We start from the raw sequence: 22,790 nt of genomic DNA, 5'->3' as shown, positions 1-22,790 counted from the left end.
TCACTCGGGTCGGTCCGTACAGCTGTCCGCGCCTCGCTCCGCACGCCCGTCCCGCTCCCGCGCCGCCTGCTCGACGAGCGGGATGATCCGCAGCGGCACGGGGTTCTCCATGACGATCGCCGTCGAGGCCCGGACGATGCCATCAAAACCGACAACCCGGTCGATCACACGCTGGAGATCGGCGTTCGAGCGAGCCACCAGCCGGCACAGCATGTCCCCGCTGCCGGTGGTGGTGTGCAGCTCCAGTACCTCCGGCACGGTCGCCAAGTGGGCCCGCACATCGGCCCCTTGGCCCTGCCGGATCTGCAAGGTGGCGAAGGCCGTCACCGGGTAGCCGAGCGCCGCCGGATCCACCTCGGGGCCGAAACCGCGGATGACTCCGTTCGACTGAAGCCGGTCCAGCCGCGCCTGCACCGTCCCGCGCGCCACCCCCAGCCGCCGGGACATCTCCAGCACCCCGATCCGCGGCTCCCGCGCCAGCAGCACGATGACGCGCGCGTCCAGATGATCGATCACAACCACACCCTCCCCCTGGTCATCCTGTACAGATCGTCCGCCCGGGTGGGCATACCACTGGGCAGATTGCCCAGCGAATACGGGAACTATTGCGCACCTTGCAGACGCGCGGGACCCTGCGGCTATGACGCAGACCACACACCACACTCCCGACACCGCACGGCAGGCAGACCCCTTCCCGGTCAAGGGAATGGACGCGGTCGTCTTCGCCGTGGGCAACGCCAAGCAGGCGGCGCACTACTACTCCACCGCCTTCGGCATGCGACTGGTCGCCTACTCCGGACCGGAGAACGGCAGCCGGGAGACCGCCGCCTACGTGCTGGAGAACGGCTCCGCCCGGTTCGTGTTCACCTCGGTCGTCAAACCCGCCACCGACCGGGGCCGCTTCCTCGCCCGGCACGTCGCCGAGCACGGCGACGGCGTCATCGACCTCGCCCTGGAGGTCCCCGACGCCCGCGCCGCGCACGCCTACGCCGTCGCACACGGCGCGCGCTCCGTCGCCGAGCCCTACGAGGTCAAGGACGAGCACGGCACGGTCGTCCTCGCCGCGATCGCCACCTACGGCGAGACCCGCCACACCCTGGTCGAGCGCACCGGCTACGACGGCCCCTACCTGCCCGGCTACGTCGCCGCCGCCCCCCTCGTCGAGCCGCCCGCCCACCGCACCTTCCAGGCGATCGACCACTGCGTCGGCAACGTCGAACTCGGCCGGATGAACGAGTGGGTCGGGTTCTACAACAAGGTCATGGGCTTCACGAACATGAAGGAGTTCGTGGGCGACGACATCGCCACCGAGTACAGCGCGCTGATGTCCAAGGTGGTCGCCGACGGCACCCTCAAGGTCAAGTTCCCGATCAACGAGCCCGCCGTCGCGAAGAAGAAGTCGCAGATCGACGAGTACCTGGAGTTCTACGGCGGCGCGGGCGTACAGCACATCGCGCTCAACACCAACGACATCGTGCAGACCGTCCGCACCATGAGGGCGGCCGGCGTCCAGTTCCTGGACACGCCCGACTCGTACTACGACACCCTCGGCGAGTGGGTCGGCGACACCCGCGTCCCCGTCGAGACCCTGCGCGAGCTGAAGATCCTCGCCGACCGCGACGAGGACGGCTACCTGCTCCAGATCTTCACCAAGCCGGTCCAGGACCGCCCGACCGTCTTCTTCGAACTGATCGAACGGCATGGCTCGATGGGCTTCGGCAAGGGCAACTTCAAGGCCCTGTTCGAGGCGATCGAACGGGAACAGGCCAAGCGCGGCAACCTCTGAGGCCCGCCCCCGTCACTCCGGCGGGCCCTCCACGGAGGGCTCGCCCAGCGCCTGAAGCGCCCGCCGGGCCTCGGGCGCGTGCAGCGGGGAGAAGTACGGGTTGATCCGCAGCGCCTCCTGAAGATGCCGCCGGGCGGAGCCGTACCGCTCCAGCTCCCGCTCGATCATGCCCCGGTGGTAGGCGTACAGGGCGCTGCGCACCCCGCCCCCGCGCTCGCCGTCCGTCGCCAGCCGCGCGAACTCCACCGCCTCCTCGTCCTGCCCGGCCCGGTGCAGCGCCCAGCCCAGCGCGTCCGCCACCGCCGTCCCCGGCTGCCGGCGCCACTCGACGCGCAGCCGCCGCACCGCCGCCCGCGGATCCCCGTGGTCGGCCTCGAACAGCCCGAGCACCAGCTCCTCGTCCGCCCCGCCCGCGGCGGCCTCCCGCACCCGCGCCCGCAGCAGGTCGTACTGGACCCGCGCCGCCCGCTCCAGCCCCAGCGACTCGTACAGCTCGCCCAGCTCCAGCGCGAAGGCCGGGCACGGTTGCCGCGCCAGCGCCGCCTGGTACACCGCCAGCGCCTGCGTCGTACGGCCCAGCGCCGCCAGCGCCCGCCCCTGTCCGGCCTGCGCGGCCCGCTGGTCGGGGTCGGTGCGCAGCGCCTCCTCGAAATACCGCAGCGCCGCCTGGCGGTCCCCGCGTTCGAACGCCAGCCGCCCGGCCCGCTCCAGATACGCCGCCCGCTCCGCCGGGGCCTCGGCCAGCGCCGCCGCGTCGGCGATCTGGGCCGCCGCGTCCTCCCGCCAGCCCCGGTCCCGGTAGACGGCCGCGGCCCGGGCCATCACGGCCGGCCCCGAACGCAGCTTCGTCAGCCGGTCCAGGGACCGCCCCGCGGCCTCGTGGTCGCCGAGCCCGGTGTAGGCGTCGATCAGCAGCGCGTGCGCCGTCCACCGCTGCGGTTCCAGCTTCCGCGCCGCCTCCCCCCACCACTTCGCCGCCGAGAAGTCCCGCCGCGCCACCGCCAGCGCCGCCAGCCCCTCCGCCGCGTCGGCGTTGCGCCGCGGCGCCACCTCCAGCGACCTCCGCAGCGCCCGCTCCGCCCGCGGGAAGAACGCGGCGTTCGCCGTCCGCCGCCCCTGCTCCGCGTACGCCGCCCCCAGCACCGCCCACGACCGGGCGTCCCCCGGGTACGTCCGCACCCGGGCCTCCCGCTCGCCGATCAGCACCGCCAGATCGGGCAGCGCGGCCGGCACCGCGGCGGTCACCGCGCCCAGCGCCTGGGCGGCCGGGCCCGCCGCCGGCGGCGGCGCCGCCCGCTCCCGCGGCGCCAGCACCAGCGTCCCGCAGAGCACGGCCGCGCCGGCCACCGAGACGATCAGCGCCCGCCGCGTCCGGCGCGCCCGCCGCCGCGGCGGCGGCCCACTCAGGAGGAGGTTGTCCATGACCCTCACTGTGCGCCAGTGCGACGATCACACCCGGGCAGCCCAAGGCCGCCGTCGACGGGGTTCACACCGATGGCCCCCGGTGCGACCCTGTGATCATGAGCCGTATCGAGAGCCGTACCGCAGCGCGACCCGCCGAAGACGGCGTGGCGCCGGGCATCCTCGTCGACCGGCTGCTCGCCGGCCTGCCCGCCGAGGCCGTCCTCACCGACCCCGGCGTCACGGCCTCCTACGCCAACGACATGGCGAGCTTCTGCCCGGCCGGCGCCCCCGCCGCGGTCGTCCTGCCGCGCACCGTCGAACAGGTCCAGCACGTGATGCGCACCGCCACCGAGCTGCGCGTCCCGGTCGTGCCGCAGGGCGCCCGCAGCGGCCTGTCCGGCGCCGCCAACGCCAGCGACGGCTGCGTCGTGCTGTCCCTGACCCGGATGGACCGCATCCTGGAGATCAACCCCGTCGACCGCATCGCCGTCGTCGAGCCCGGCGTCGTCAACGCCGCGCTCTCCCGCGCGGTGGACGAACACGGCCTGTGCTACCCGCCGGACCCCTCCAGCTGGGAGATGTGCACCATCGGCGGCAACATCGGCACCGCCTCCGGCGGCCTGTGCTGCGTCAAGTACGGGGTGACCGCCGAGTACGTCCTCGGCCTCGACGTCGTCCTCGCCGACGGCCGCCTGATGTCCACCGGCCGCCGCACCGCCAAGGGCGTCGCCGGGTACGACCTCACCCGCCTGTTCGTCGGCTCCGAGGGCTCCCTCGGCATCGTCGTCCGGGCCGTCCTGGCGCTGCGGCCGAAGCCGCCCGAGCAGCTCGTGCTCGCCGCCGAGTTCCCCTCTGCGGCCGCCGCCTGCGACGCCGTGTGCCGGATCATGGCGGGCGGCCACGTCCCGTCCCTCCTCGAACTGATGGACCGTACGACCGTCAAGGCGGTCAACGACCTTGCCCACATGGGCCTGCCGGAGTCCACCGAGGCCCTCCTGCTGGCCGCCTTCGACACCCCCGACCCCGCCGCCGACCTCGCCGCGGTCGGCGCCCTGTGCGAGGCCGCCGGCGCCACCCAGGTCGTCCCGGCCGACGACGCCGCCGAGTCCCAGATGCTGCTCCAGGCCCGACGGCTCTCCCTCACCGCGCTGGAGGCCGTCAAGGGCACGACCATGATCGACGACGTGTGCGTGCCCCGGTCCCGGCTCGGCGACATGCTGGAGGGCGTCGAGCGCATCGCCGCCGAGTACGGCCTGACCATCGGGGTCTGCGCCCACGCGGGCGACGGCAACACCCACCCGACGGTCTGCTTCGACGCGGCCGACCCCGACGAGTCCCGCCGCGCCCGCGAGTCCTTCGACCGGATCATGGCCCTCGGCCTGGAACTGGGCGGCACCATCACCGGCGAGCACGGCGTGGGCGTGCTGAAGAAGGAGTGGCTGGCGCGCGAGATCGGCCCGGTCGGACTGGAGATGCAGCGCGCGATCAAGCAGGCGTTCGACCCGCTCGGCATCCTCAACCCGGGCAAGCTGTTCTGATCCGCGCGCCGGTGCGGCTCACCGGTCCGGCGGCCCGGCCGGTCCGTCGTCGAGGCCCGGCCGCCCGCCCTCGCTCCCCGGGCCCCGGCGTCACGCGGGTTCACCGGATTTTCTGCCCCGGCTCTGCCGTGGGTGTGAAGTCCGGGCGCGAGGTTGCCCGGAAAGGGGCGGGTCCTGCGGGAGGGGCGGTGCGGGTTGCGCCCGTCTGATAGATGTGGAGGCCCCCCTATCCACCCCCGAGCAGATACGGGACGACGGACATGAGCGCCCCAACCCCGGCCCCCGGCGACGACACGCCCCGCGAAGGGTATTACCCGGACCCGTCCATTCCTGGATATGTCCGGTACTGGAACGGCGCCGCCTGGGTGCCGGGCACCAGCCGGCCGGCGCCCAAGGACGGCGAGCCGCTCGCCCCGCCGCCCGGCGTGCGCCCGGCGGTGCCCTCCGTGGAGGAGACCGGCCCGCACTTCTTCGACGAGGACCCGGTCGAACCCGCCTCCGCCGTCCCGGCCGCGCGGGACGGTGACGCCTCGCCCGCCCCGGACGGCGCCCCCTCCCTCCAGCCCGGCGCCGCCCCCGGCCAGGACGGGCGCGTCGACTGGCCGGCGGCGCGGGGCACCGACCCGGGGGAGCCGCAGTCCGCCGGGGCCGCCGCCGCACCCTCCGTTCCCCGTCCCGCCGACGGTTCCGCCCCGTCCGAGCGGAGCGTCGGCGACACCTTCGTCTTCCGCCGCCCGACCGCCGGACCCGCCGCCACGCCCAACCCCGCACCGGCGGCCCCCGCAGCGGCGGGCGTCCCCGGCGCCCCCGCGAGCCCCGCCGCACCGGGCGCTCCCACGCACAACGCTCCCGGAACCGGCGCCCCGGCCGGTGCTCCGGCCGGCGGTCCCGCCCCGGCCGTGGGTCCCCTGGCACCCGCCCCGGCCGCCGTGCCGGCCCCCCTGTCCGGTCCGCAGCGGGCGGGAGCGGCCATGCCCCGGCAGAGCGCCGTCCCCCAGCCCGCCGCCCCCGCCGCAGGCGTTCCCGGCCAGGGCGCCGTCCCTCAGCCCGCCGCCCCCGCGCCCGCCGTGCCCACCCCCGTCGCCGCCCCGGCGGGCCCCGCCCCCGCCCCCGTGCCTGCCCCTGCCCCTGCCGCTCCCCTCACGCCCGGCCCCGGCGGCCAGTCCTCCTGGGCCCAGCAGGTGCACCGGCTCGCGGAGGCCGCCGGTGACGAGCAGCCCGTCGCTCCGTGGAAGCCGCCGGTCGAGGACCCCTTCCAGGCCGCGGCGCGGCGGCAGTCGGCGGCGCGGCCCGCGGGGCTCGGCAAGCGGCTGGCCGCCCGGCTGGTGGACACCCTGGTCCTCGCGGCCGTCACCTCCGTGGCCGCCGTCCCGCTCGGGATGAAGGCGCTCGACCACGTCGACGAGAAGATCGACGCGGCCAAGCTGTCCGGCCAGACGGTCACGGTCTGGCTGCTGGACGGCACGACCTCCGTCTACCTGGGCGTCGTCCTGGCCGTCCTGCTCCTCTTCGGCGTCGTCTACGAGGCGCTGCCCACCGCCAAGTGGGGCCGCACCCTCGGCAAGAAGCTGTTCGGCCTGGAGGTGCGGGACATCGAGGCGCACGAGGCGCCGTCCTTCGGGGCGGCCCTGCGCCGCTGGCTGGTCTACAGCGTCCCCGGCCTGCTCGCCGTCGGCGTCATCGGCGTCCTGTGGTGCCTGTTCGACCGGCCCTGGCGCCAGTGCTGGCACGACAAGGCGGCGCGTACGTTCGTCGCGGGCTGACTCCCCGCCGGGCCGGAGGGAAAGGGCCGCCCCGGACGGTGCCCGTCCGGCTCCGTACCCCCGGACGGCCGCTCGCCGGATGCGCGGCGGGGGCGTTCGAGGTCGACTCGGGCCATGAGCAGCGAACCGCCCCCCGGCTCCGGTCAGCAGCCGCCGGACGACGACCCGTTCAGGAAGCAGCCCCCGCCGCCCGGCCCGGGCGGCCCTGGCTCCGGCTCGCCGTACGACATCCCGTACGGCGGCGGAGACCAGCCCCCGCCCCACCCCGGCGGCCCCCAGGGCGGCGGCGGTCCCTACGGCGGCGGTGGCCCCTACGGCGGCGGTGGCGGTGACCCGTACGGGGGCGGCCCTCCCGGCGATCCGCTCGCCGGCATGCCCCCGCTCGCCGACAGCGCCAAGCGCACGCTCGCGCGCGTCATCGACATGATCCTGGTGGGCGCCGTGGTGTGGCTGCTCAGCTGGGGGCTGGGCGTCGACGCGTACCGGATGAACGACGAGCAGGTCGGGGCCGGGGTGTCGTTCGGGCAGGCGCTGATCGCCGCCGTGCTCTACATCGCCTACGACACCTTCATGACCGCCCGGACGGGGCAGACCCTCGGCAAGAAGTGGATGGGGCTGCGGGTGGCCAACCTGGACAACGGCGCCACGCCCTCCGTGCAGACCTCGCTGCTGCGGGCGGCGGTGCTGTGGATCCCGTTCGCGTTCTGCTGCGCCTGCGTCTGGACGATCATCTCCGGCGGTTGGAGCTTCTTCGACAAGCCCTACAAGCAGGGCCTGCACGACAAGGCGGCCAAGACGGTGGTGGTCAGCGCGCGTTGACGGTCAGGAGGCCGTCCGCTCCCGCACCGGCTCGCCCCTCTCGCGGGAGGCGGCGGCGGCACCGCCCGCCGTCACCGGCTCCGGGGCGGCGGGCCGAGCGGCCGCGGCCCCGCGCGCCTTGGGCAGCGGGACCGTCAGCGCCACGAGCACGCCGAGGCCGAGCGCGACGACGGCGATGACGGCGATGGCCGCCACCGACGCGCTTCCCCCGTCCGAACTCGTCCCTGACAGCAGCAGCATGGCGAGCGCCGACAAGATCACGGTGCACGAACCGTAGGCGAGCTGTGCGGAGGTCGGACGGGGCATGGCCATCGTGTCCTCGGAAGGGGGGATCGGGGGGAAGGTCGGGCGGTCGGCCTGGCTTTCCGGTGTCTTCCGGGCGTTCTGCCAATCGACTGTAATGGGCTGCCTGCCCGAGGGGAACGAACGGTAAGCGTGACCTGACCAACAGTGCCGGTGCGCGGGGGGCGCACCGAGTCATCCGTCCGCAAAGCGAACAGCGGCTCCGCATAGTGCACTTGATCTGCCCCAGTCAAGGTCTGTCTTTTCCCGCGAACGTCTAGTCAAATGTCGTCACTTGACTACACGCGTTGATCACGCGTGCGCGGACCCGTCATGTCCAGGGCCACTCCTTCCGCGCACGCGGACGCGGGGGAGGATCTCAAGTGACCAGCAGACCCCGGACGTTCCGGGCGGCGGCGACCGCCGTCGTCCTCGCCGCGGCCGCCGCGACGCTCTCCGCCGCGCCGGTGGCGCACGCCGGCCCGGCCACCGGGCCGGCCGCCGTGGACCGGCAGGACCCGCACCCCGCCGAGGGGATGGAGTCGCACGACCTCGACGGCCCGCTCAGCAAGACCCAGGAAGCCCAGCGCCAAGAGGCCCTGAACCAGGTCATATCCGGCCAGGCCGCGGTCACGGAACGCGAGGGTTCGAAGGTCGTCCGGCTCAAGGGCAGGAAGGGCGGCGGAAAGTACGTCGAGCTCGGCCGGGAGAAGACCGACCGGATCTTCACCATCCTGGTCGAGTTCGGCGACCGGACGGACAGCCGCTACGGCGGCGGCCCCGGCCCGCTGCACAACCAGATCGCCCCGCCGGACCGCGCCGGGGACAACTCCACGGCCTGGCAGGCGGACTACGACCGGAAGCACTACGAGGACCTGTACTTCGGGACCGGCGACGGCGTCGAGTCCGTCAAGAAGTACTACGAGAAGCAGTCCTCGGGCCGCTACTCGGTCGAGGGCGAGGTCTCCGACTGGGTCAAGGTCCCCTACAATGAGGCCCGCTACGGCAACAACGCCTGCGGCTCCACCAACTGCCCCAGCGTGTGGAACGTCGTCAGCGACGGCCTGACCGCGTGGGTCGCCCAGCAGAAGGCGGCCGGCCGCACCGACGCCGACATCAAGGCCGACGTCGCGAAGTTCGACGAGTGGGACCGCTACGACTTCGACGGCGACGGCGACTTCAACGAGCCCGACGGCTACGTCGACCACTTCCAGATCGTGCACGCCGGCGAGGACGAGTCCGCGGGCGGCGGGGCGCAGGGCGAGGACGCCATCTGGGCCCACCGCTGGTACGCCTTCGGCACCGACGCCGGCGCCACCGGCCCCGCGCGGAACAAGCTGGGCGGCACGCAGATCGGCGACACCGGCGTCTGGGTCGGCGACTACACCATCCAGCCGGAGAACGGCGGGCTGGGCGTCTTCGCCCACGAGTACGGCCACGACCTCGGCCTGCCCGACCACTACGACACCGCCGGCGGCGACAACTCCACCGGCTTCTGGACGCTGATGTCCGCCGGTTCCTGGCTCGGCACCGGCCGGGGCGAGATCGGCGACCTGCCGGGCGACATGACGGCCTGGGACAAGCTCCAGCTCGGCTGGCTGAACTACGACACGGCCAAGGCCGCGACGGCCTCGCGGCACACGCTGGGTGTCGCCGAGTACAACACCAAGGACAAGCAGGCGCTCGTCGTCGAGCTCCCGGACAAGGCGGTCACCACCGAGATCGTCGCCCCGGCCCAGGGGCGCACCCAGTGGTGGAGCGGCAGCGGCGACAACCTCAAGAACACCCTGACCCGTTCCGTCGACCTCACCGGCAAGGCGTCGGCCGCCCTCACCCTCGACGGCTGGTACGACATCGAGGCCAACTACGACTACCTGTACGCGGAGGTCTCCACCGACGGCGGCGCCGCCTGGACGCCCCTGGACGGCACGGCGGACGGCCAGCCGCTCCCGCGCGACGGCAGCGGCAAGCCGGCGCTGACCGGCAGCGCCGACGCCCACCAGAAGCTGGTGTACCCCCTCGACGCCTACGCCGGCCAGAAGATCGACGTCCGCTTCCGCTACCAGACCGACGGCGGCGTCGCCCTCAAGGGCTTCGCGGCGGACCGGATCACGGTGACGGCGGACGGCGGGACGCTCCTCGCCGACGACGCCGAGAGCGCGGACCCGGCCTGGACGGCGAGCGGCTTCTCCCGCGTCGGCGCGTCCTTCACCAAGGACTACGCCCAGTACTACATCGCCGAGAACCGCCAGTACGTGTCGTACGACAAGACGCTGAAGACCGGGCCGTACAACTTCGGCTTCGCGTCGCGCCCGGACTGGGTGGAGCACTACCCGTACCAGAACGGCCTGCTGATCTGGAAGTGGGACACCTCCCAGGCGGACAACAACACCAGCGTCCACCCGGGCACCGGCCTGCTGCTGCCGGTCGACTCCCACCCGGACGCGCTGCGGTGGTCCGACGGCACGCTGATGCGCAACCGCGTCCAGGCGTACGACTCGCCGTTCAGCCTGTACCGCACGGACGGCATCACCCTGCACAAGGCGGACGCCGCCACCCGCGTCCCGTCCTCGCGGGGCGTGCCGGTCTTCGACGACCACCGCGACGACTACTACGACGAGTCGAACCCCACCGGCGGTGTCCGGGTCACTGACACCAACACCAAGATCAAGATCGTCAAGGAGGCCCGGAACGGCTCCACGATCTCCGTCGAGGTCGGGCCCGCGGTGAAGTAGCGCGCGTTCACGCAGGTCACAGCGCGATCGGCGGCGACCCCCTGGCGGGTCGCCGCCGATCCGTGTTTAGGTGCGTGCTGTGACTGTCTTATTGACACCGGCTGACACGGGGGTGTGACCACATGGCCGCGGGAGGTTTCTGCAAGCTGCCGGACGGCTCGGTGGTCGTGGCGCTCAACCTGCCCGGCCCCGCCGCCGACGGCCCCGGCCGGGTGCGCGTCCTGGTGCACGCCGCGAACCGGGCGCGCGCCCTGACCAGGCTGCGCAACCTCGGACTGCGGGCGGTCTACCTGCGCGGCAACGCCGCCCCGCCGACCCCGGACGAGATCACGGCGGTCCTGCACCACCCGGACGGGCTCATATGGCGCACGGCCCCCGACCACGGGGCGGCGACCGGCCCGGACCTGGTCCAGGAACTGTGGCGCCCCATCCGGGCGCTGCTCGGACGCCCGGCGGCCCGGGCCTGAGCGGGCCGGGGCCCGGCGGGGACGGGCGTACGTCGCTACGGGGCGACCGGCTTGCCGGTCAGCTCCACGCCCGCCTCGCGCATCTCCTCCAGCGCCCGCTCCGTGCTCTCGCCGCCCACCCCGGCGGTGAGGTCCAGCAGCACCTGCGTACGGAACCCCTCGCGCACGGCGTCCAGGGCGGTGGCCCGTACGCAGTGGTCGGTGGCGATGCCGACGACGTCGACCTCGTCGATCTCCCGGGAGCGGAGCCAGTCGGCGAGCGACACCCCGTTCTCGTCCCTGCCCTCGAAGCCGCTGTAGGCCGCCGAGTACGCCCCCTTGTCGAAGACGGCGTCGATCGCGCCGGAGGCGACGACGGGGGCGAAGTTCGGGTGGAAGCCGACGCCCTCCGTGCCGGCGACGCAGTGCGCGGGCCAGGAGTGGACGTAGTCGGGGTGGTCCGCGAAGTGGCCGCCGGGGGCGATGTGGTGGTCCCGGGTGGCCACCACGTGCCGGTAGCCGGCGGGTGCCTGCCCGATCAGCTCGGTGATGGCGGCGGCCACGTCGGCGCCACCGGCCACCGGGAGGCTGCCCCCCTCGCAGAAGTCGTTCTGCACGTCTACGACGATCAAGGCGCGGCGCATGGTCGGTGTCCTTCGGCTCATGGGGGTCACAGATGGGTCGGGGTCGCGGCGGGGAGGCGGCCGGGAGCGAGGCGGCGGCGCCGGGTGCGCGCCCGGCCGGTGAACCTCCGAGCCTATGGCCCCGCCCCGCGCCCCCGGGAGGGGGTACGGCGGGGCGGACGGGCGGCGGGGTCGGGCGTAGGGCGGCGCACCCGCTTTAGCTACCCGAGCGTCCCTGGACGTACTCCGTCGGAATCACGGGTTCCCCGCGCGAGAGCTGGGTGGCGGACAGCGGCAGATTGGCACGGGCGGCCGTGTGCCGCTCCCGCGCCGCGTCCAGCGGCTCCCGTGCGACCACCTCACCGCCCTTGACCAGTTCCACCAGCAGCTGCCGGTCGGCCAGCTCCCCGGGCACCGCCCCGGTGCCGACCACCTCGGCCTCGGCGACCCCGTACGCGTCCAGCCGCCGGGCCGCCCACTTGCGGCCGCCCAGGGAGGTCTTGCCGCCGCTGGACTTCTTGGCCACCGGCACCAGCGCGGCCCGCGGATCGTCGGACTCGGCGCGGGCGACCAGCTTGTAGACCATCGAGGCCGTCGGGTGCCCGGAGCCGGTCACCAGCTGGGTGCCGACGCCGTAGGCGTCCACGGGCGCCGCCGCCAGCGAGGCGATGGCGTACTCGTCCAGGTCCGAGGTCACGATGATCTTCGTGTTCCGGGCGCCCAGCTCGTCGAGCTGCTGCCGCACCCGGTGCGCCACCAGCAGCAGGTCGCCGGAGTCTATGCGCACCGCGCCCAGCTCGGTCCCGGCCACCTCCACGGCCGTGCGGACGGCCTCGCCGACGTCGTAGGTGTCCACCAGCAGCGTCGTGCCCCGGCCGAGGGAGTCCACCTGGGCGCGGAAGGCGTCCCGCTCGTTGTCGTGCAGCAGTGTGAAGGCGTGGGCGGAGGTGCCGACGGTGGGGATGTTGTAGCGGAAGCCGGCGGCCAGGTCGGAGGTGGAGGCGAAGCCGCCGACGTACGCCGCGCGGGCGGCGGCCACCGCGGACAGCTCGTGGGTGCGGCGGGCGCCCATCTCGATCAGCGGGCGGTCCCCGGCCGCGGAGGCCATGCGGGAGGCGGCGGCGGCGATGGCGGAGTCGTGGTTGAGGATCGACAGGATCACGGTCTCCAGCAGCACGCACTCGGCGAAGGAGCCCTCCACCCGCATGATCGGCGAGCCCGGGAAGTACACCTCGCCCTCGGGGTAGCCCCAGATGTCCCCGGAGAAGCGGTAGCCGGCGAGCCAGTCGAGGGTCTGCTGGTCGACGATCCCGCGCCGCCGCAGGAAGTCGAGGACGCCCGCGTCGAAGCGGAAGTTCTCCACCGCGTCCAGCACCCGCCCGGTGCCCGCCACGACGCCGTAGCGGCGCCCGTTGGGCAGCCGCCGCGTGAAGACCTCGAACACACTGCGCCGCCCGGCCGTGCCCGCCTTCAGCGCGCCCTGCAGCATGGTCAGCTCGTACTGGTCCGTGAAGAGCGCCGTCGAGGGGACGTCCACCGGCAGCCCAAGGTCCGCTGTGTTCATGGCGAAGGATCGTACTCCCATTTCGTCAGTCTGACGATTTGCGGGTCCGTTTGTGCGAGTACCCCCCTGTGGTGGCAGCATGGCCTTGTGACGGCAGCCGCACCCATGGAGATCGAGAAGACAGCGTCGGCGGAGGAGGCCTTCGCCGTACCCGAGCCGGACGTGCCGTGGGTGACGATCGTCCACAACGACCCCGTCAATCTCATGAGCTACGTGACGTACGTCTTCCAGACGTACTTCGGCTACTCCAAGGACAAGGCCACCAAGCTCATGCTCGACGTCCACCACAAGGGCCGGGCGGTCGTCTCCAGCGGAACCCGCGAGGAGATGGAACGCGATGTGCAGGCCATGCACGGCTACGGTCTGTGGGCCACCCTCCAGCAGGACCGGAAGTAGCGAATCCCCTCCATGCCCGGACACTTCGAACCGCTCCCCGGCGGCGGCGCGGCCGTCGCCCTCGACGAGGTCGAGATCTCCATCATCCGGTCGCTGGCCGTGCAGCTCCTGGAGCTGATCGGCCCCGGCCCCGCCGAGGAGGCGTCGGGCGACCCGCTCGCCGAGCTCTTCGCCGACGGCCCGAGCGAGCCGCCCTCCGACCCGGTGCTGCGGCGCCTGTTCCCCGACGCCTACACCGACCCCGGGCAGGCGCCCGCCTCGGCGCGGGACGCGGAGGAGCGCCGCGCGTACTCCGCCGAGTTCCGCCGCTACACCGAGAACGACCTGCGCGCCGGAAAGCGCGACAACGCGCTCGCGGTGGTCCGGTCGCTGGACGCGCTGGCCGCTCAGGCGGCGGGCGAGGGCGGGGCCGTGCTCAGGCTGTCGGCGCAGGAGTCCCGGCGGTGGCTGGGCGCGCTCAACGACCTGCGCCTGGCGATCGGGGCCCGGCTGGAGATCACCGACGAGGACGACACCGATCTGCTCTACCGGCTGCCCGACGAGGACCCGCGCAAGCCGATGGTGATGGCCTACCTGTGGCTGGGCGGCCTCCAGGAGACGCTGGTGTCCACGCTCCTGCCCTGAGGGGTCCGCACCCGCTTCGCGGGGCCCTTGCGAGGGGTTCCGCGGGTGCGCGCGGTGCCCGGCGCTTCCTCACGCGGGGTGCCCGGGGCTCCTTGCCAGGGGTGTCCAGGGCTCCTCGCGAACGGCCCGGCCTGCCCCGGGGGCCCTTCTTCCGCTCCGCTGCCGCTTTCGATTCGTTTCGTGTTCGCTCACAGGACGCTCAGATCCGGATAACGATCCGATTACCGCGGAAGCCTTTTACGCCCACTTCTGCCCGTTTCAGACGAATTTTGATGTGGTGCGTCTCACGGCGCGCTGTCCGATCATTGCGACGGCCGTGATAAATCTTCACGACCACCCGCGTGCGCCACCCCTGTGCGCGGGGGGCGCCACCACGCCGGCGGATCGCCGGTTCGGCACAGCTCCATCCACATCCGGGGGGATCGTGACCCGATCCGAGGCCGCTGCGACGGCTCGGATCGCCATGGAGAAAGGCGCACCATTCATGACCTCAGCGCAGGTCGACAAGCATCACGACGGCAATGGGGCCGTGCCGGCCGCGACGGCGGACGGTGGCGAGGGGTACCAGCGGGGGCTCGGTGCCCGCCAGATCCAGATGATCGCCATCGGCGGCGCCATCGGCACCGGCCTGTTCCTCGGCGCGGGCAAGGGCATCTCCAAAGCGGGGCCCAGCCTGATCCTGGCGTACGCCATCGCGGGCTTCGTCATCTTCCTCATCATGCGGGCGCTCGGCGAACTGCTGCTGTACCGCCCGGTGTCCGGCTCGTTCTCGGACTACGCCCGCGAGTTCATCGGTCCCTTCGCGGGCTTCGTGACCGGCTGGACGTACTGGCTGTTCTGGGTGGTCACCGGCATCACCGAGGTCACCGCCGCGGCCGCCTACATGACGTACTGGTGGGACATCCCGCAGTGGCTCTCGGCCCTGATCTTCACCGTCATCCTCTACGGCGCCAACCTGATCTCCGTGAAGCTCTTCGGTGAGCTGGAGTTCTGGTTCTCCATGGTCAAGGTCACCGCGATCATCGGCATGATCCTGATCTGCGCGGGCATCCTGACCCTCGGCTTCTCCGACGCCGGGGACACCGCCTCGGTGAGCCACCTGTGGAGCCACGGCGGCTTCTTCCCCAACGGCATCGGCGAGACCCTCATGACCCTCCAGATGGTCATGTTCGCCTTCCTCGCCGTCGAGCTGGTCGGTGTCACCGCGGGCGAGTCCAAGGACCCCAAGACCGTGCTGCCCAAGGCGATCAACACCGTGCCGTGGCGCATCGCCGTCTTCTACGTCGGCGCGCTCATCATGATCCTCTCGGTCGTGCCGTGGACCCACTTCCAGCCGGGCGTCAGCCCCTTCGTGGCCGCCTTCGAGAAGATGGGCCTGGCCGCCGGCGCGGGCATCGTCAACTTCGTCGTGCTCACCGCCGCCCTGTCGTCCTGCAACTCCGGCATGTACTCCACCGGCCGCATGCTGCGCGACCTGGCGCTCAACAGCCAGGGGCCGAAGCTCTTCACCAGGCTGACGGCCAGCGGCACCCCGCTCATCGGCACGACGTTCTCCGCCGCGCTGATGATGGTGGGCGTCTGGATCAACTACCAGTGGCCCGGCAAGGCGTTCGACTACGTCGTCTCCTTCGCCACCATCTCCGGCATGTGGGCGTGGATCGTCATCCTCATCTGCCAGATCCGCTACCGCGCCAAGGCCGACCGCGGCGAGCTGCCCCGCTCGGAGTTCCGCGCCCCGGGCGCCCCGTACACCAGCTGGTTCGCGCTCGCGTTCATCGCCATGGTGATCGTGATGATGGGCATCGACAAGGACGCCCGCATCTCCCTGTACTGCGCGCCGCTGTGGGGTCTGATCCTCGGCGTCGCCTACTGGGTGCTCAAGCGCCGCAACCCCGAGGCCGCCGCCTTCCGCAGGCGCTGACGGACCTCTCCCGGGACGTCCGGCATGCGGGGACGCCTCAGGGCGTCCCCGCCGGCCGCCGCTCAGGACGTCCGGCATGTGGGCCGTTCCGTACCATCCCTCGGTACGGAACGGCCCTTTGCTTATCCTGGCCGACATGCTGACCATCACCCAGGCCCTGTACGACCAGATCGTCGCCCACGCGCGCGAGGACCACCCCGACGAGGCGTGCGGCGTGATCGCCGGCCCCGTGGGCGCGGGCCGCCCCGAGCGCTTCATCCCGATGCTGAACGCCGCCCGCTCGCCCACCTTCTACGAGTTCGACTCGCAGGACCTGCTCAAGCTCTACCGCGAGATGGACGACCGCGATGAGGAACCGGTCGTCATCTACCACTCCCACACCGCCACCGAGGCATACCCCTCCCGCACCGACATCTCCTACGCCAACGAGCCCGGCGCCCACTACGTCCTGGTGTCCACCGCGGACGCCGACGGCGTCGGCGAGTTCCAGTTCCGCTCGTTCCGGATCGTCGCGGGCGAGGTCACGGAGGAGGAGGTCAAGGTGGTGGAGTCGTACTGACCCGCACCGCGGCCCGCACCCCCGGTCTCGCCCTGCGGATGCCCGCCGTCCGGCTGGTGAGATCACATTCCGGAGGACGGACCGGGAATCGATACGATGAGCCCATGGTTCTTCTCGACGTGAGCGAAAAGGCGCCGGGCACGCTGCTCGTGGCGCGGCTGCACGTCGACCTGTGCAGGCTGAACAGCGCCATCTGTTGACCCTCCGCCGCCGTACGGCCGTGAGCCGCCGCGGCGTGCCACCGCGCGCGCCGCCGCGCGCCCTTCGAACCTCCGACATCTCCCGACAGGAGCCCTGAGCCATGGCCATCGAGGTCCGCATCCCGACCATCCTCCGCCAGTACACCGACGGCCAGAAGGCGGTGGAGGGCAACGGGAACACCCTCGCCGAGCTGTTCGCCGACCTCGACACCCGTCACGCGGGCATCCAGGACCGCATCGTGGACGGCGGTCAGCTGCGCCGCTTCGTCAACGTCTACCTGAACGACGAGGACGTCCGCTTCCTCGACGGCATCGACACCAAGCTGTCCGACGGCGACAACGTCACGATCCTGCCGGCGGTGGCCGGCGGTATGGCCTGATCGGCGATGCGTTACGACTCCCCGCTCGCCGCGGTCGGCAACACCCCCCTGGTGCGCCTGCCGCGGCTGTCGCCGTCCGACGACGTCCGCGTCTGGGCCAAGCTGGAGGACCGCAACCCCACCGGCTCGATCAAGGACCGCCCGGCCCTGCACATGATCGAGCAGGCGGAGAAGGACGGCCGCCTCACCCCGGGCTGCACCATCCTGGAGCCGACCAGCGGCAACACCGGCATCTCGCTGGCCATGGCGGCCAAGCTCAAGGGCTACCGCATCGTGTGCGTGATGCCCGAGAACACCTCGCAGGAACGCCGGGACCTGCTCGGCATGTGGGGCGCGGAGATCATCTCCTCGCCGGCCGCGGGCGGCTCCAACACCGCCGTACGGGTCGCCAAGGAACTGGCCGCCGAGCACCCGGACTGGGTGATGCTCTACCAGTACGGCAACCCGGGCAACGCCGGTGCCCACTACGCGACCACCGGCCCGGAGATCCTCGCCGACCTGCCCTCCGTCACCCACTTCGTCGCGGGGCTCGGCACCACCGGCACCCTGATGGGCGTCGGCCGCTATCTGCGCGAGCACAAGCCGGACGTGAAGATCGTCGCCGCCGAACCGCGCTACGACGACCTCGTGTACGGCCTGCGCAACCTCGACGAGGGCTTCGTCCCCGAGCTGTACGACGCCTCCGTCCTGACCACCCGCTTCTCGGTCGGCTCCGCCGACGCCGTCACCCGCGCCCGCGAACTCCTCCAGCAGGAAGGAATCTTCGCGGGCGTCTCCACCGGCGCCGCCCTGCACGCCGCCCTCGGCGTCGGGAACAAGGCGGTCAAGGCGGGGGAGCGGGCGGACATCGTCTTCGTCGTCGCCGACGGCGGCTGGAAGTACCTGTCCACCGGCGTCTACACCGCGGCCACCACCGAGGAGGCCATCGAGACCCTCCAGGGCCAGCTCTGGGCCTGAGGGCCGCTCACGTCGCCAGGTGACGGACCTGGTCCCACAGGGCCGGGTCCACCACCCCCACCCGGCGGCGGAAGTCCCGTACCGGGACCTCCCGCAGCTCGTCCGTCTCCAGGAAGCTGGTCCGGCCCCGCGCGTCGCCGACCGAGCCCGGCGGCAGCGGGATCACCCCCGCGCGCTCGTCCCGGTACCGGCTGGTGATCTTGGCCACCCGCGCCCGCCGCCCGTGCACCGAGATCACCAGGCACGGCCGGTCCTTCGCGCCCGCCCGGTCCTCGTAGGGCACGGCCGCCCACCAGATCTCCGCCGGCCGCGGCCGGACCCCGCGCACCGTGCGTACCGCCGGGCGTCCCGGCGGATGCCCCGGCGGCCCCGAACGGCGCGCCCCGCGCCGGCCCGGGCCCCAGCCGTCCACCAGCGCGACGACGAGCGCGAGCACCACCACCGCCGCGAGCGCCGGCCACCAGGACGTGTCCATACGACGACGGTACCGGCGTGCGCCCCCGACGCGCGCCCCGCGCCCTTCCCCGGTGCCTCGCATCCAGCCGAACCGGTGACACCACAGGTGAGTTCGCCCACAACGGCCCCTGGCGGAGGAGCGACCCGACGTTCCGCGCCTTACGCTCGACGGACCGCACGACCCCCGTTTCTTCACACAACCGCCAGCGGAGGTTTCTGCTTCATGAAGCTCACCGTCGTCGGCTGCTCGGGGTCGTTCCCGTCCGCGGAATCGGCCTGCTCGAGCTACCTCGTCGAGGCCGACGGCTTCCGGCTGCTCCTCGACATGGGCAACGGCGCCCTGGGCGAGCTGCAGCGCCACTGCGGTCTCTACGACCTCGACGCGATCTTCCTCAGCCACCTGCACGCCGACCACTGCATCGACATGTGCGCCTACTTCGTGGCGCGCTACTACCGGCACGACGGAGGCCGCTGCGCCCCGCTGCCCGTCTACGGACCCGAGGGCACCGAGCACCGGCTGACCACCGCCTACGCCGACACCCCCACCGCCTCCTCCATGAGCGAGGTCTTCGACTTCCACACGGTCAAGCCGGGCACCTTCGAGATCGGCCCGTTCACCGTGCACACCGAACGCGTCGCCCACCCCGTGGAGGCCTACGGCATCCGCGTCGAACACGGCGGCCGGTCGCTCACGTACTCCGGCGACACCGGGGTCAGCGCGGCCCTGGACGAACTCGCCCGGGAGGCCGACCTGTTCCTGTGCGAGGCCGCCTTCACGCACGGCAAGGAGAACATCCCGGACCTGCACCTCAACGGCCGCGAGGCGGGCGAGACCGCCACCCGCGCCCGCGCCCGGCGCCTGGTCCTCACCCACATCCCCCCGTGGACCGACCCCGAGGTCAACCTGACCGACGCCCGCGCGGTCTTCGGCGGGCCGGTGGAGCTGGCGGTGCCCGGAACGTCGTACGAGATCTGACCGGCCGGACCCAGACGGACCGGACGGACGCGGAGGATGCGGCGAAGGCCCCGGAACCGATGCCGGTTCCGGGGCCTTGGCCTGTACGGCGGGGAGGCGGTTACTTGGCCTCGGCCTTCCGCAGCTCCGCCAGCTCCTCGTCGGACTCACGGCCCGGCGTGGGCAGGTTGAACTTGGTGATCGCGAAGCGGAAGACGACGTAGTAGACCGCCGCGAAGCACAGGCCGACCAGGACCAGGCCCCACGGGTTGGTCGCGATGCCCAGGTTCAGGAAGAAGTCGACCGCGCCGGCGGAGAAGCCGAAGCCGTCCTTCATGCCCAGCGCCCAGGTCAGCGCCAGCGAGACACCGGTCAGGACCGCGTGGACGGCGTACAGCACCGGGGCGATGAACATGAACGTGAACTCGATCGGCTCGGTGACACCCGTGACGAACGAGGTGAGCGCCAGGGAGAACATCATGCCGCCGACGACCTTGCGGCGCTCGGGACGGGCGCAGTGCACGATGGCCAGGCAGGCGGCCGGCAGGGCGAACATCATGATCGGGAAGAAGCCGGTCATGAACTGGCCGGCGGTCGGGTCACCCGCCAGGAAGCGGGCGATGTCACCGCTCTTGCCCTCGAACTCGCCCGCCTGGAACCACGGGAAGGAGTTGAGCAGGTGGTGCATGCCGATCGCGATCAGCGCACGGTTGGCGACACCGAAGATGCCCGCGCCGACGGCGCCCGAGCCGACCAGCCACTCGCCGAAGTTGTGCAGCCCCGTGCCGAGGACCGGCCAGATGTACCCGAAGACGATGCCGAGCACCAGGCCCGCGAAGGCCGACAGGATCGGCACCAGACGACGGCCGCCGAAGAAGCCGGCCCAGTCGGGCAGCTTGGTGCGGTGGAAGCGCTGGTAGAGCAGGGCGACGACCAGGCCCATCACCACGCCGCCGAGGACCTTGGCGTCCACCGGAGCGTCCACCAGGGCGACCTTGCCGTCGATGACCTTCTCGACCTGGGGCAGGTTCTCGTCGGTGAAGGTGGCCAGCACGTTCTTGAAGACCAGGTAACCGACGACCGCGGCGAGCGCCGTGGAACCGTCCGACTTCTTCGCGAAACCGATCGCGATGCCCACGGCGAACAGCAGCGCCATGTTGTCGAGGATGGCGTTGCCGCCGGCCGCCATGAAGCCCGCGATCTTCGTCAGGAAGGCGGGGAACTCCGGGCGGCCCAGCATGTCGGGGTTGCCGAGGCGCACCAGCAGGGCGGCGGCGGGCAGTACCGCCACCGGCAGCATGAGGCTGCGGCCGATGCGCTGCAGCACGGCCATCACACCGGCGCCCTTCTTACCGGCCGCCGGGGCGGCGCTGGCGGTGGTCACAACTTCCTCCAGTGGGCATGGCGCCGCCCGGGAACAAGGAAGGGGGGACGGCGGCGTCTCCTAACCAGCGGCGGGGCACCCGGTCCCGGATGGCGCCGCATGGTCTACACCAGTAGTGGTGTAGACCTGTTGTAGCACGATGAAGGGTACATAAGGAACCCGCGATTCCAGCGACGAAAGCGTCACGCGCAGTGCCCGGGGACGGTATGCCGAAGGCCCCCGGACCGGGGGTCCGGGGGCCTGGGAAGACCGGGGGAAAAGCGTACGCGGGTCCTACGCCTTCGTGACGTCCTCCACCTCCTCCTCCGGTTCCCGCCCCGGGGTCTTGAGATCGAACTTCGTGATCGCGAACCGGAAGACGACGTAATAGACGGCCGCGAAACACAGACCGATCGGAATGATCAGCCAGGGCCGCGTCGCCAGATTCCAGTTGATCACGTAGTCGATCAGCCCGGCCGAGAAACTGAACCCGTCCTTGACCCCGAGCCCCCACGTCACCGCCATCGACACCCCGGTCAGCACCACGTGGAACGCGTAGAGCGCCGGCGCGATGAACAGGAACGAGTACTCCAGCGGCTCCGTGATCCCGGTGACGAACGACGTCAGCGCCACCGACAGCATCAGCCCGCCCACCTCCTTGCGGCGGTGCGGCTTGGCGCAGTGGGTGATCGCCAGCGCCGCCGCCGGCAGCGCGAACATCATGATCGGGAAGAAGCCCGAGGTGAACTGGCCCGCGCCTGGATCGCCCGCCAGGAACATGTTGATGTCGCCGTGCACGGTCGTCCCGTCCGGCTTGGTGTAACTGCCGAACTGGAACCAGATGGGCACGTTCAGGAACTGGTGCAGACCGATCACCAGCAACGCCCGGTTGGCGAGGCCGAACACGCCCGCGCCCCACGCGCCCAGATCGCTCAGCCAGTCGCTGAAACTCTCCAGCGCGTTCCCGATCGGCGGCCACACCCACAGGCACAGCGCCGCGAAGAGGATCGCCACGAACGCCATGATGATCGGCACCAGCCGGCGGCCGTTGAAGAATCCCAGCCAGTCCACCAGTTTCGTACGGTGGAAGCGCCGCCAGAAGTACGCCGCCATCAACCCCATGACGATCCCGCCGAAAACCCCGGGATTCTGGTAGGTGAAAGCCGTCACCGACCCGTCCGCCAGCCGGCAGCCCACATTCGGTACCGCCTCCGATCCCCCGGGGCAGTCCTCGGGGAACTGGCGCAGCACATTGAAATAGACCAGGAACCCCGCCACCGCCGCCAGCGCCGTCGAACCGTCGGCCTTCTTCGCCATGCCGATCGCCACGCCCACGCAGAACAGCAGCGGCAGTCCCAGGGAGCCGTCCAGCAGCGCCCCGCCGGCCCCCGTCATCACCTTGGAGACCGACGTCCAGCCCAGCCCGTCCTTCCCGAACACGTCCGGCTGCCCGAGCCGGTTCAGGATGCCCGCGGCGGGCAGCACGGCGATCGGCAGCTGAAGGCTGCGGCCCATCTTCTGCAACCCTTGGAACAGACTGTTCCAGCGGGCGCGAGCGGGACTGTCCACGCTGTCGGAACTCATCCGGTCTCCATCCGGTCCGCTGAAACGGGGAGGCGGTTTGGCGGCCGTCCGACCGGTGGTGTAGACCAGTTGGCGACGGTTCCGCTGTCGTGACGCCATCATTCGGTACAGACCGCATGACCGCTCGCGAAGATGGGCCAACTGTGGGTTACTGCGACAAAGCGGTTCGGATCAGGGAGAAAGAACATGGCCAGCAAGGCTGAGAAGATCGTTGCCGGGCTCGGCGGCATCGACAACATCGAAGAGGTCGAGGGCTGCATCACCCGGCTCCGCACCGAGGTCGCCGACGCCTCGCTCGTCGACGAGGCCGCGCTCAAGGCCGCCGGCGCCCACGGCGTCGTCAAGATGGGCACCGCCATCCAGGTCGTCATCGGCACCGACGCCGACCCGATCGCGGCGGAGATCGAAGACATGATGTGAGCGCCCGCGGGCCCG

General features: G+C 71.9%; 23 protein-coding genes. 15 read left to right on the top strand and 8 right to left on the bottom strand.

All coding sequences use genetic code 11. The features are described 5' to 3' along the window. A complete protein-coding gene (locus tag AB0L74_RS04300; protein ID WP_365645398.1) occupies positions 1 to 522 on the bottom strand; it encodes an Lrp/AsnC family transcriptional regulator in 522 nt (173 codons plus the stop codon). A gap of 118 nt (positions 523 to 640) precedes the next feature. Between AB0L74_RS04300 and hppD the strand changes: the two genes are divergently transcribed. Next, positions 641 to 1,786, top strand: coding sequence for a 4-hydroxyphenylpyruvate dioxygenase (gene hppD, locus AB0L74_RS04295; RefSeq protein ID WP_365645396.1), 1,146 nt, complete (start codon positions 641 to 643; stop codon positions 1,784 to 1,786). Positions 1,787 to 1,798: 12 nt separating this feature from the next. Here the strand turns inward: hppD and AB0L74_RS04290 are convergent, their stop codons facing one another. After that, a complete protein-coding gene (locus AB0L74_RS04290) occupies positions 1,799 to 3,208 on the bottom strand; it encodes a tetratricopeptide repeat protein (RefSeq protein WP_365645394.1) in 1,410 nt (469 codons plus the stop codon). A gap of 98 nt (positions 3,209 to 3,306) precedes the next feature. On the opposite strand from AB0L74_RS04290, the gene AB0L74_RS04285 reads away from it, so the two are divergent. From AB0L74_RS04285 to AB0L74_RS04275, 3 genes are all read left to right on the top strand, one after another. After that, positions 3,307 to 4,728, top strand: coding sequence for an FAD-linked oxidase C-terminal domain-containing protein (locus AB0L74_RS04285; RefSeq protein ID WP_365645392.1), 1,422 nt, complete (start codon positions 3,307 to 3,309; stop codon positions 4,726 to 4,728). Positions 4,729 to 4,988: 260 nt separating this feature from the next. Continuing rightward, positions 4,989 to 6,491, top strand: coding sequence for an RDD family protein (locus AB0L74_RS04280; protein WP_365645390.1), 1,503 nt, complete (start codon positions 4,989 to 4,991; stop codon positions 6,489 to 6,491). 114 nt (positions 6,492 to 6,605) lie between these two features. Beyond that, positions 6,606 to 7,310: an RDD family protein gene (locus tag AB0L74_RS04275; RefSeq protein WP_365645388.1), complete on the top strand. Its 705-nt coding sequence runs from the start codon at positions 6,606 to 6,608 to the stop codon at positions 7,308 to 7,310. A gap of 3 nt (positions 7,311 to 7,313) precedes the next feature. Here AB0L74_RS04275 and AB0L74_RS04270 read toward each other — a convergent pair whose 3' ends face one another. Beyond that, positions 7,314 to 7,616: a hypothetical protein gene (locus tag AB0L74_RS04270; RefSeq protein ID WP_365645386.1), complete on the bottom strand. Its 303-nt coding sequence runs from the start codon at positions 7,614 to 7,616 to the stop codon at positions 7,314 to 7,316. Positions 7,617 to 7,975: 359 nt separating this feature from the next. Between AB0L74_RS04270 and AB0L74_RS04265 the strand changes: the two genes are divergently transcribed. Both AB0L74_RS04265 and AB0L74_RS04260 read left to right on the top strand, forming a co-directional pair. Next, positions 7,976 to 10,327, top strand: a complete 2,352-nt coding sequence (locus tag AB0L74_RS04265; RefSeq protein WP_365645384.1) for an immune inhibitor A domain-containing protein — start codon at positions 7,976 to 7,978, stop codon at positions 10,325 to 10,327. Between the two features lie 122 nt (positions 10,328 to 10,449). Continuing rightward, positions 10,450 to 10,794, top strand: coding sequence for a hypothetical protein (locus tag AB0L74_RS04260; protein WP_365645382.1), 345 nt, complete (start codon positions 10,450 to 10,452; stop codon positions 10,792 to 10,794). Positions 10,795 to 10,829: 35 nt separating this feature from the next. Here AB0L74_RS04260 and AB0L74_RS04255 read toward each other — a convergent pair whose 3' ends face one another. Together AB0L74_RS04255 and AB0L74_RS04250 are read right to left on the bottom strand one after the other, a co-directional pair. Further along, positions 10,830 to 11,417 carry a nicotinamidase gene (locus AB0L74_RS04255; protein WP_365645380.1) on the bottom strand — a complete coding sequence of 196 codons (588 nt, stop codon included), beginning with the start codon at positions 11,415 to 11,417 and terminating at the stop codon, positions 10,830 to 10,832. 196 nt (positions 11,418 to 11,613) lie between these two features. Beyond that, complete coding sequence (locus AB0L74_RS04250; RefSeq protein ID WP_365645378.1) at positions 11,614 to 12,960, bottom strand: nicotinate phosphoribosyltransferase; 1,347 nt, start codon at positions 12,958 to 12,960, stop codon at positions 11,614 to 11,616. A 105-nt stretch (positions 12,961 to 13,065) separates the two neighbouring features. On the opposite strand from AB0L74_RS04250, the gene clpS reads away from it, so the two are divergent. The 7 genes from clpS (at position 13,066) to AB0L74_RS04215 (ending at position 17,997) form a co-directional block, all read left to right on the top strand. Then, on the top strand, positions 13,066 to 13,356 hold the full coding sequence (gene clpS, locus AB0L74_RS04245; RefSeq protein WP_365645554.1) for an ATP-dependent Clp protease adapter ClpS: 291 nt from the start codon (positions 13,066 to 13,068) through the stop codon (positions 13,354 to 13,356). Between the two features lie 12 nt (positions 13,357 to 13,368). Next, the gene (locus AB0L74_RS04240; RefSeq protein WP_365645376.1) at positions 13,369 to 13,980 is read left to right on the top strand and encodes a DUF2017 domain-containing protein; all 612 of its coding nucleotides are present in this window, start codon (positions 13,369 to 13,371) and stop codon (positions 13,978 to 13,980) included. Between the two features lie 484 nt (positions 13,981 to 14,464). Then, the gene (locus tag AB0L74_RS04235) at positions 14,465 to 15,901 is read left to right on the top strand and encodes an amino acid permease (protein WP_365645374.1); all 1,437 of its coding nucleotides are present in this window, start codon (positions 14,465 to 14,467) and stop codon (positions 15,899 to 15,901) included. Between the two features lie 136 nt (positions 15,902 to 16,037). Beyond that, a complete protein-coding gene (locus tag AB0L74_RS04230) occupies positions 16,038 to 16,460 on the top strand; it encodes a M67 family metallopeptidase (protein WP_365645372.1) in 423 nt (140 codons plus the stop codon). Between the two features lie 104 nt (positions 16,461 to 16,564). After that, positions 16,565 to 16,660, top strand: coding sequence for a putative leader peptide (locus tag AB0L74_RS04225; RefSeq protein ID WP_310873142.1), 96 nt, complete (start codon positions 16,565 to 16,567; stop codon positions 16,658 to 16,660). 101 nt (positions 16,661 to 16,761) lie between these two features. Beyond that, entirely contained in the window at positions 16,762 to 17,040 is a 279-nt protein-coding gene (locus AB0L74_RS04220; protein ID WP_029381659.1) for a MoaD/ThiS family protein, read from the top strand. A 6-nt stretch (positions 17,041 to 17,046) separates the two neighbouring features. Next, entirely contained in the window at positions 17,047 to 17,997 is a 951-nt protein-coding gene (locus tag AB0L74_RS04215) for a cysteine synthase (protein WP_365645369.1), read from the top strand. Positions 17,998 to 18,004: 7 nt separating this feature from the next. Here the strand turns inward: AB0L74_RS04215 and AB0L74_RS04210 are convergent, their stop codons facing one another. Beyond that, positions 18,005 to 18,472, bottom strand: a complete 468-nt coding sequence (locus tag AB0L74_RS04210) for a type II toxin-antitoxin system PemK/MazF family toxin (RefSeq protein ID WP_365645367.1) — start codon at positions 18,470 to 18,472, stop codon at positions 18,005 to 18,007. Between the two features lie 204 nt (positions 18,473 to 18,676). Between AB0L74_RS04210 and AB0L74_RS04205 the strand changes: the two genes are divergently transcribed. Further along, positions 18,677 to 19,429: an MBL fold metallo-hydrolase gene (locus AB0L74_RS04205; protein WP_365645365.1), complete on the top strand. Its 753-nt coding sequence runs from the start codon at positions 18,677 to 18,679 to the stop codon at positions 19,427 to 19,429. Between the two features lie 100 nt (positions 19,430 to 19,529). Here the strand turns inward: AB0L74_RS04205 and AB0L74_RS04200 are convergent, their stop codons facing one another. Further along, complete coding sequence (locus AB0L74_RS04200; RefSeq protein ID WP_365645363.1) at positions 19,530 to 20,792, bottom strand: PTS transporter subunit EIIC; 1,263 nt, start codon at positions 20,790 to 20,792, stop codon at positions 19,530 to 19,532. A 273-nt stretch (positions 20,793 to 21,065) separates the two neighbouring features. Then, entirely contained in the window at positions 21,066 to 22,355 is a 1,290-nt protein-coding gene (locus tag AB0L74_RS04195; RefSeq protein ID WP_365645361.1) for a PTS transporter subunit EIIC, read from the bottom strand. Between the two features lie 186 nt (positions 22,356 to 22,541). Between AB0L74_RS04195 and AB0L74_RS04190 the strand changes: the two genes are divergently transcribed. Next, the gene (locus AB0L74_RS04190) at positions 22,542 to 22,775 is read left to right on the top strand and encodes a glucose PTS transporter subunit EIIB (protein WP_029381653.1); all 234 of its coding nucleotides are present in this window, start codon (positions 22,542 to 22,544) and stop codon (positions 22,773 to 22,775) included. Positions 22,776 to 22,790 lie beyond the last annotated feature (15 nt).

The organism is Streptomyces sp. NPDC052020 (genome assembly GCF_040680575.1).
GTDB lineage: Bacteria > Actinomycetota > Actinomycetes > Streptomycetales > Streptomycetaceae > Streptomyces.
This window is presented reverse-complemented; position numbering and strand designations above follow the sequence as displayed.

Excerpts from the sequence above, each read along its gene's own strand:
- hppD (WP_365645396.1), top strand. The coding sequence starts at position 641 with ATGACGCAGACCACACACCACACTCCCGACACCGCACGGCAGGCAGAC.
- AB0L74_RS04290 (WP_365645394.1), bottom strand. The coding sequence starts at position 3,208 with ATGGACAACCTCCTCCTGAGTGGGCCGCCGCCGCGGCGGCGGGCGCGC.
- AB0L74_RS04285 (WP_365645392.1), top strand. The coding sequence starts at position 3,307 with ATGAGCCGTATCGAGAGCCGTACCGCAGCGCGACCCGCCGAAGACGGC.
- AB0L74_RS04280 (WP_365645390.1), top strand. The coding sequence starts at position 4,989 with ATGAGCGCCCCAACCCCGGCCCCCGGCGACGACACGCCCCGCGAAGGG.
- AB0L74_RS04275 (WP_365645388.1), top strand. The coding sequence starts at position 6,606 with ATGAGCAGCGAACCGCCCCCCGGCTCCGGTCAGCAGCCGCCGGACGAC.
- AB0L74_RS04270 (WP_365645386.1), bottom strand. The coding sequence starts at position 7,616 with ATGCCCCGTCCGACCTCCGCACAGCTCGCCTACGGTTCGTGCACCGTG.
- AB0L74_RS04260 (WP_365645382.1), top strand. The coding sequence starts at position 10,450 with ATGGCCGCGGGAGGTTTCTGCAAGCTGCCGGACGGCTCGGTGGTCGTG.
- AB0L74_RS04255 (WP_365645380.1), bottom strand. The coding sequence starts at position 11,417 with ATGCGCCGCGCCTTGATCGTCGTAGACGTGCAGAACGACTTCTGCGAG.
- AB0L74_RS04250 (WP_365645378.1), bottom strand. The coding sequence starts at position 12,960 with ATGAACACAGCGGACCTTGGGCTGCCGGTGGACGTCCCCTCGACGGCG.
- clpS (WP_365645554.1), top strand. The coding sequence starts at position 13,066 with ATGGAGATCGAGAAGACAGCGTCGGCGGAGGAGGCCTTCGCCGTACCC.
- AB0L74_RS04240 (WP_365645376.1), top strand. The coding sequence starts at position 13,369 with ATGCCCGGACACTTCGAACCGCTCCCCGGCGGCGGCGCGGCCGTCGCC.
- AB0L74_RS04235 (WP_365645374.1), top strand. The coding sequence starts at position 14,465 with ATGACCTCAGCGCAGGTCGACAAGCATCACGACGGCAATGGGGCCGTG.
- AB0L74_RS04230 (WP_365645372.1), top strand. The coding sequence starts at position 16,038 with ATGCTGACCATCACCCAGGCCCTGTACGACCAGATCGTCGCCCACGCG.
- AB0L74_RS04225 (WP_310873142.1), top strand. The coding sequence starts at position 16,565 with ATGGTTCTTCTCGACGTGAGCGAAAAGGCGCCGGGCACGCTGCTCGTG.
- AB0L74_RS04220 (WP_029381659.1), top strand. The coding sequence starts at position 16,762 with ATGGCCATCGAGGTCCGCATCCCGACCATCCTCCGCCAGTACACCGAC.
- AB0L74_RS04215 (WP_365645369.1), top strand. The coding sequence starts at position 17,047 with ATGCGTTACGACTCCCCGCTCGCCGCGGTCGGCAACACCCCCCTGGTG.
- AB0L74_RS04210 (WP_365645367.1), bottom strand. The coding sequence starts at position 18,472 with ATGGACACGTCCTGGTGGCCGGCGCTCGCGGCGGTGGTGGTGCTCGCG.
- AB0L74_RS04205 (WP_365645365.1), top strand. The coding sequence starts at position 18,677 with ATGAAGCTCACCGTCGTCGGCTGCTCGGGGTCGTTCCCGTCCGCGGAA.
- AB0L74_RS04195 (WP_365645361.1), bottom strand. The coding sequence starts at position 22,355 with ATGAGTTCCGACAGCGTGGACAGTCCCGCTCGCGCCCGCTGGAACAGT.
- AB0L74_RS04190 (WP_029381653.1), top strand. The coding sequence starts at position 22,542 with ATGGCCAGCAAGGCTGAGAAGATCGTTGCCGGGCTCGGCGGCATCGAC.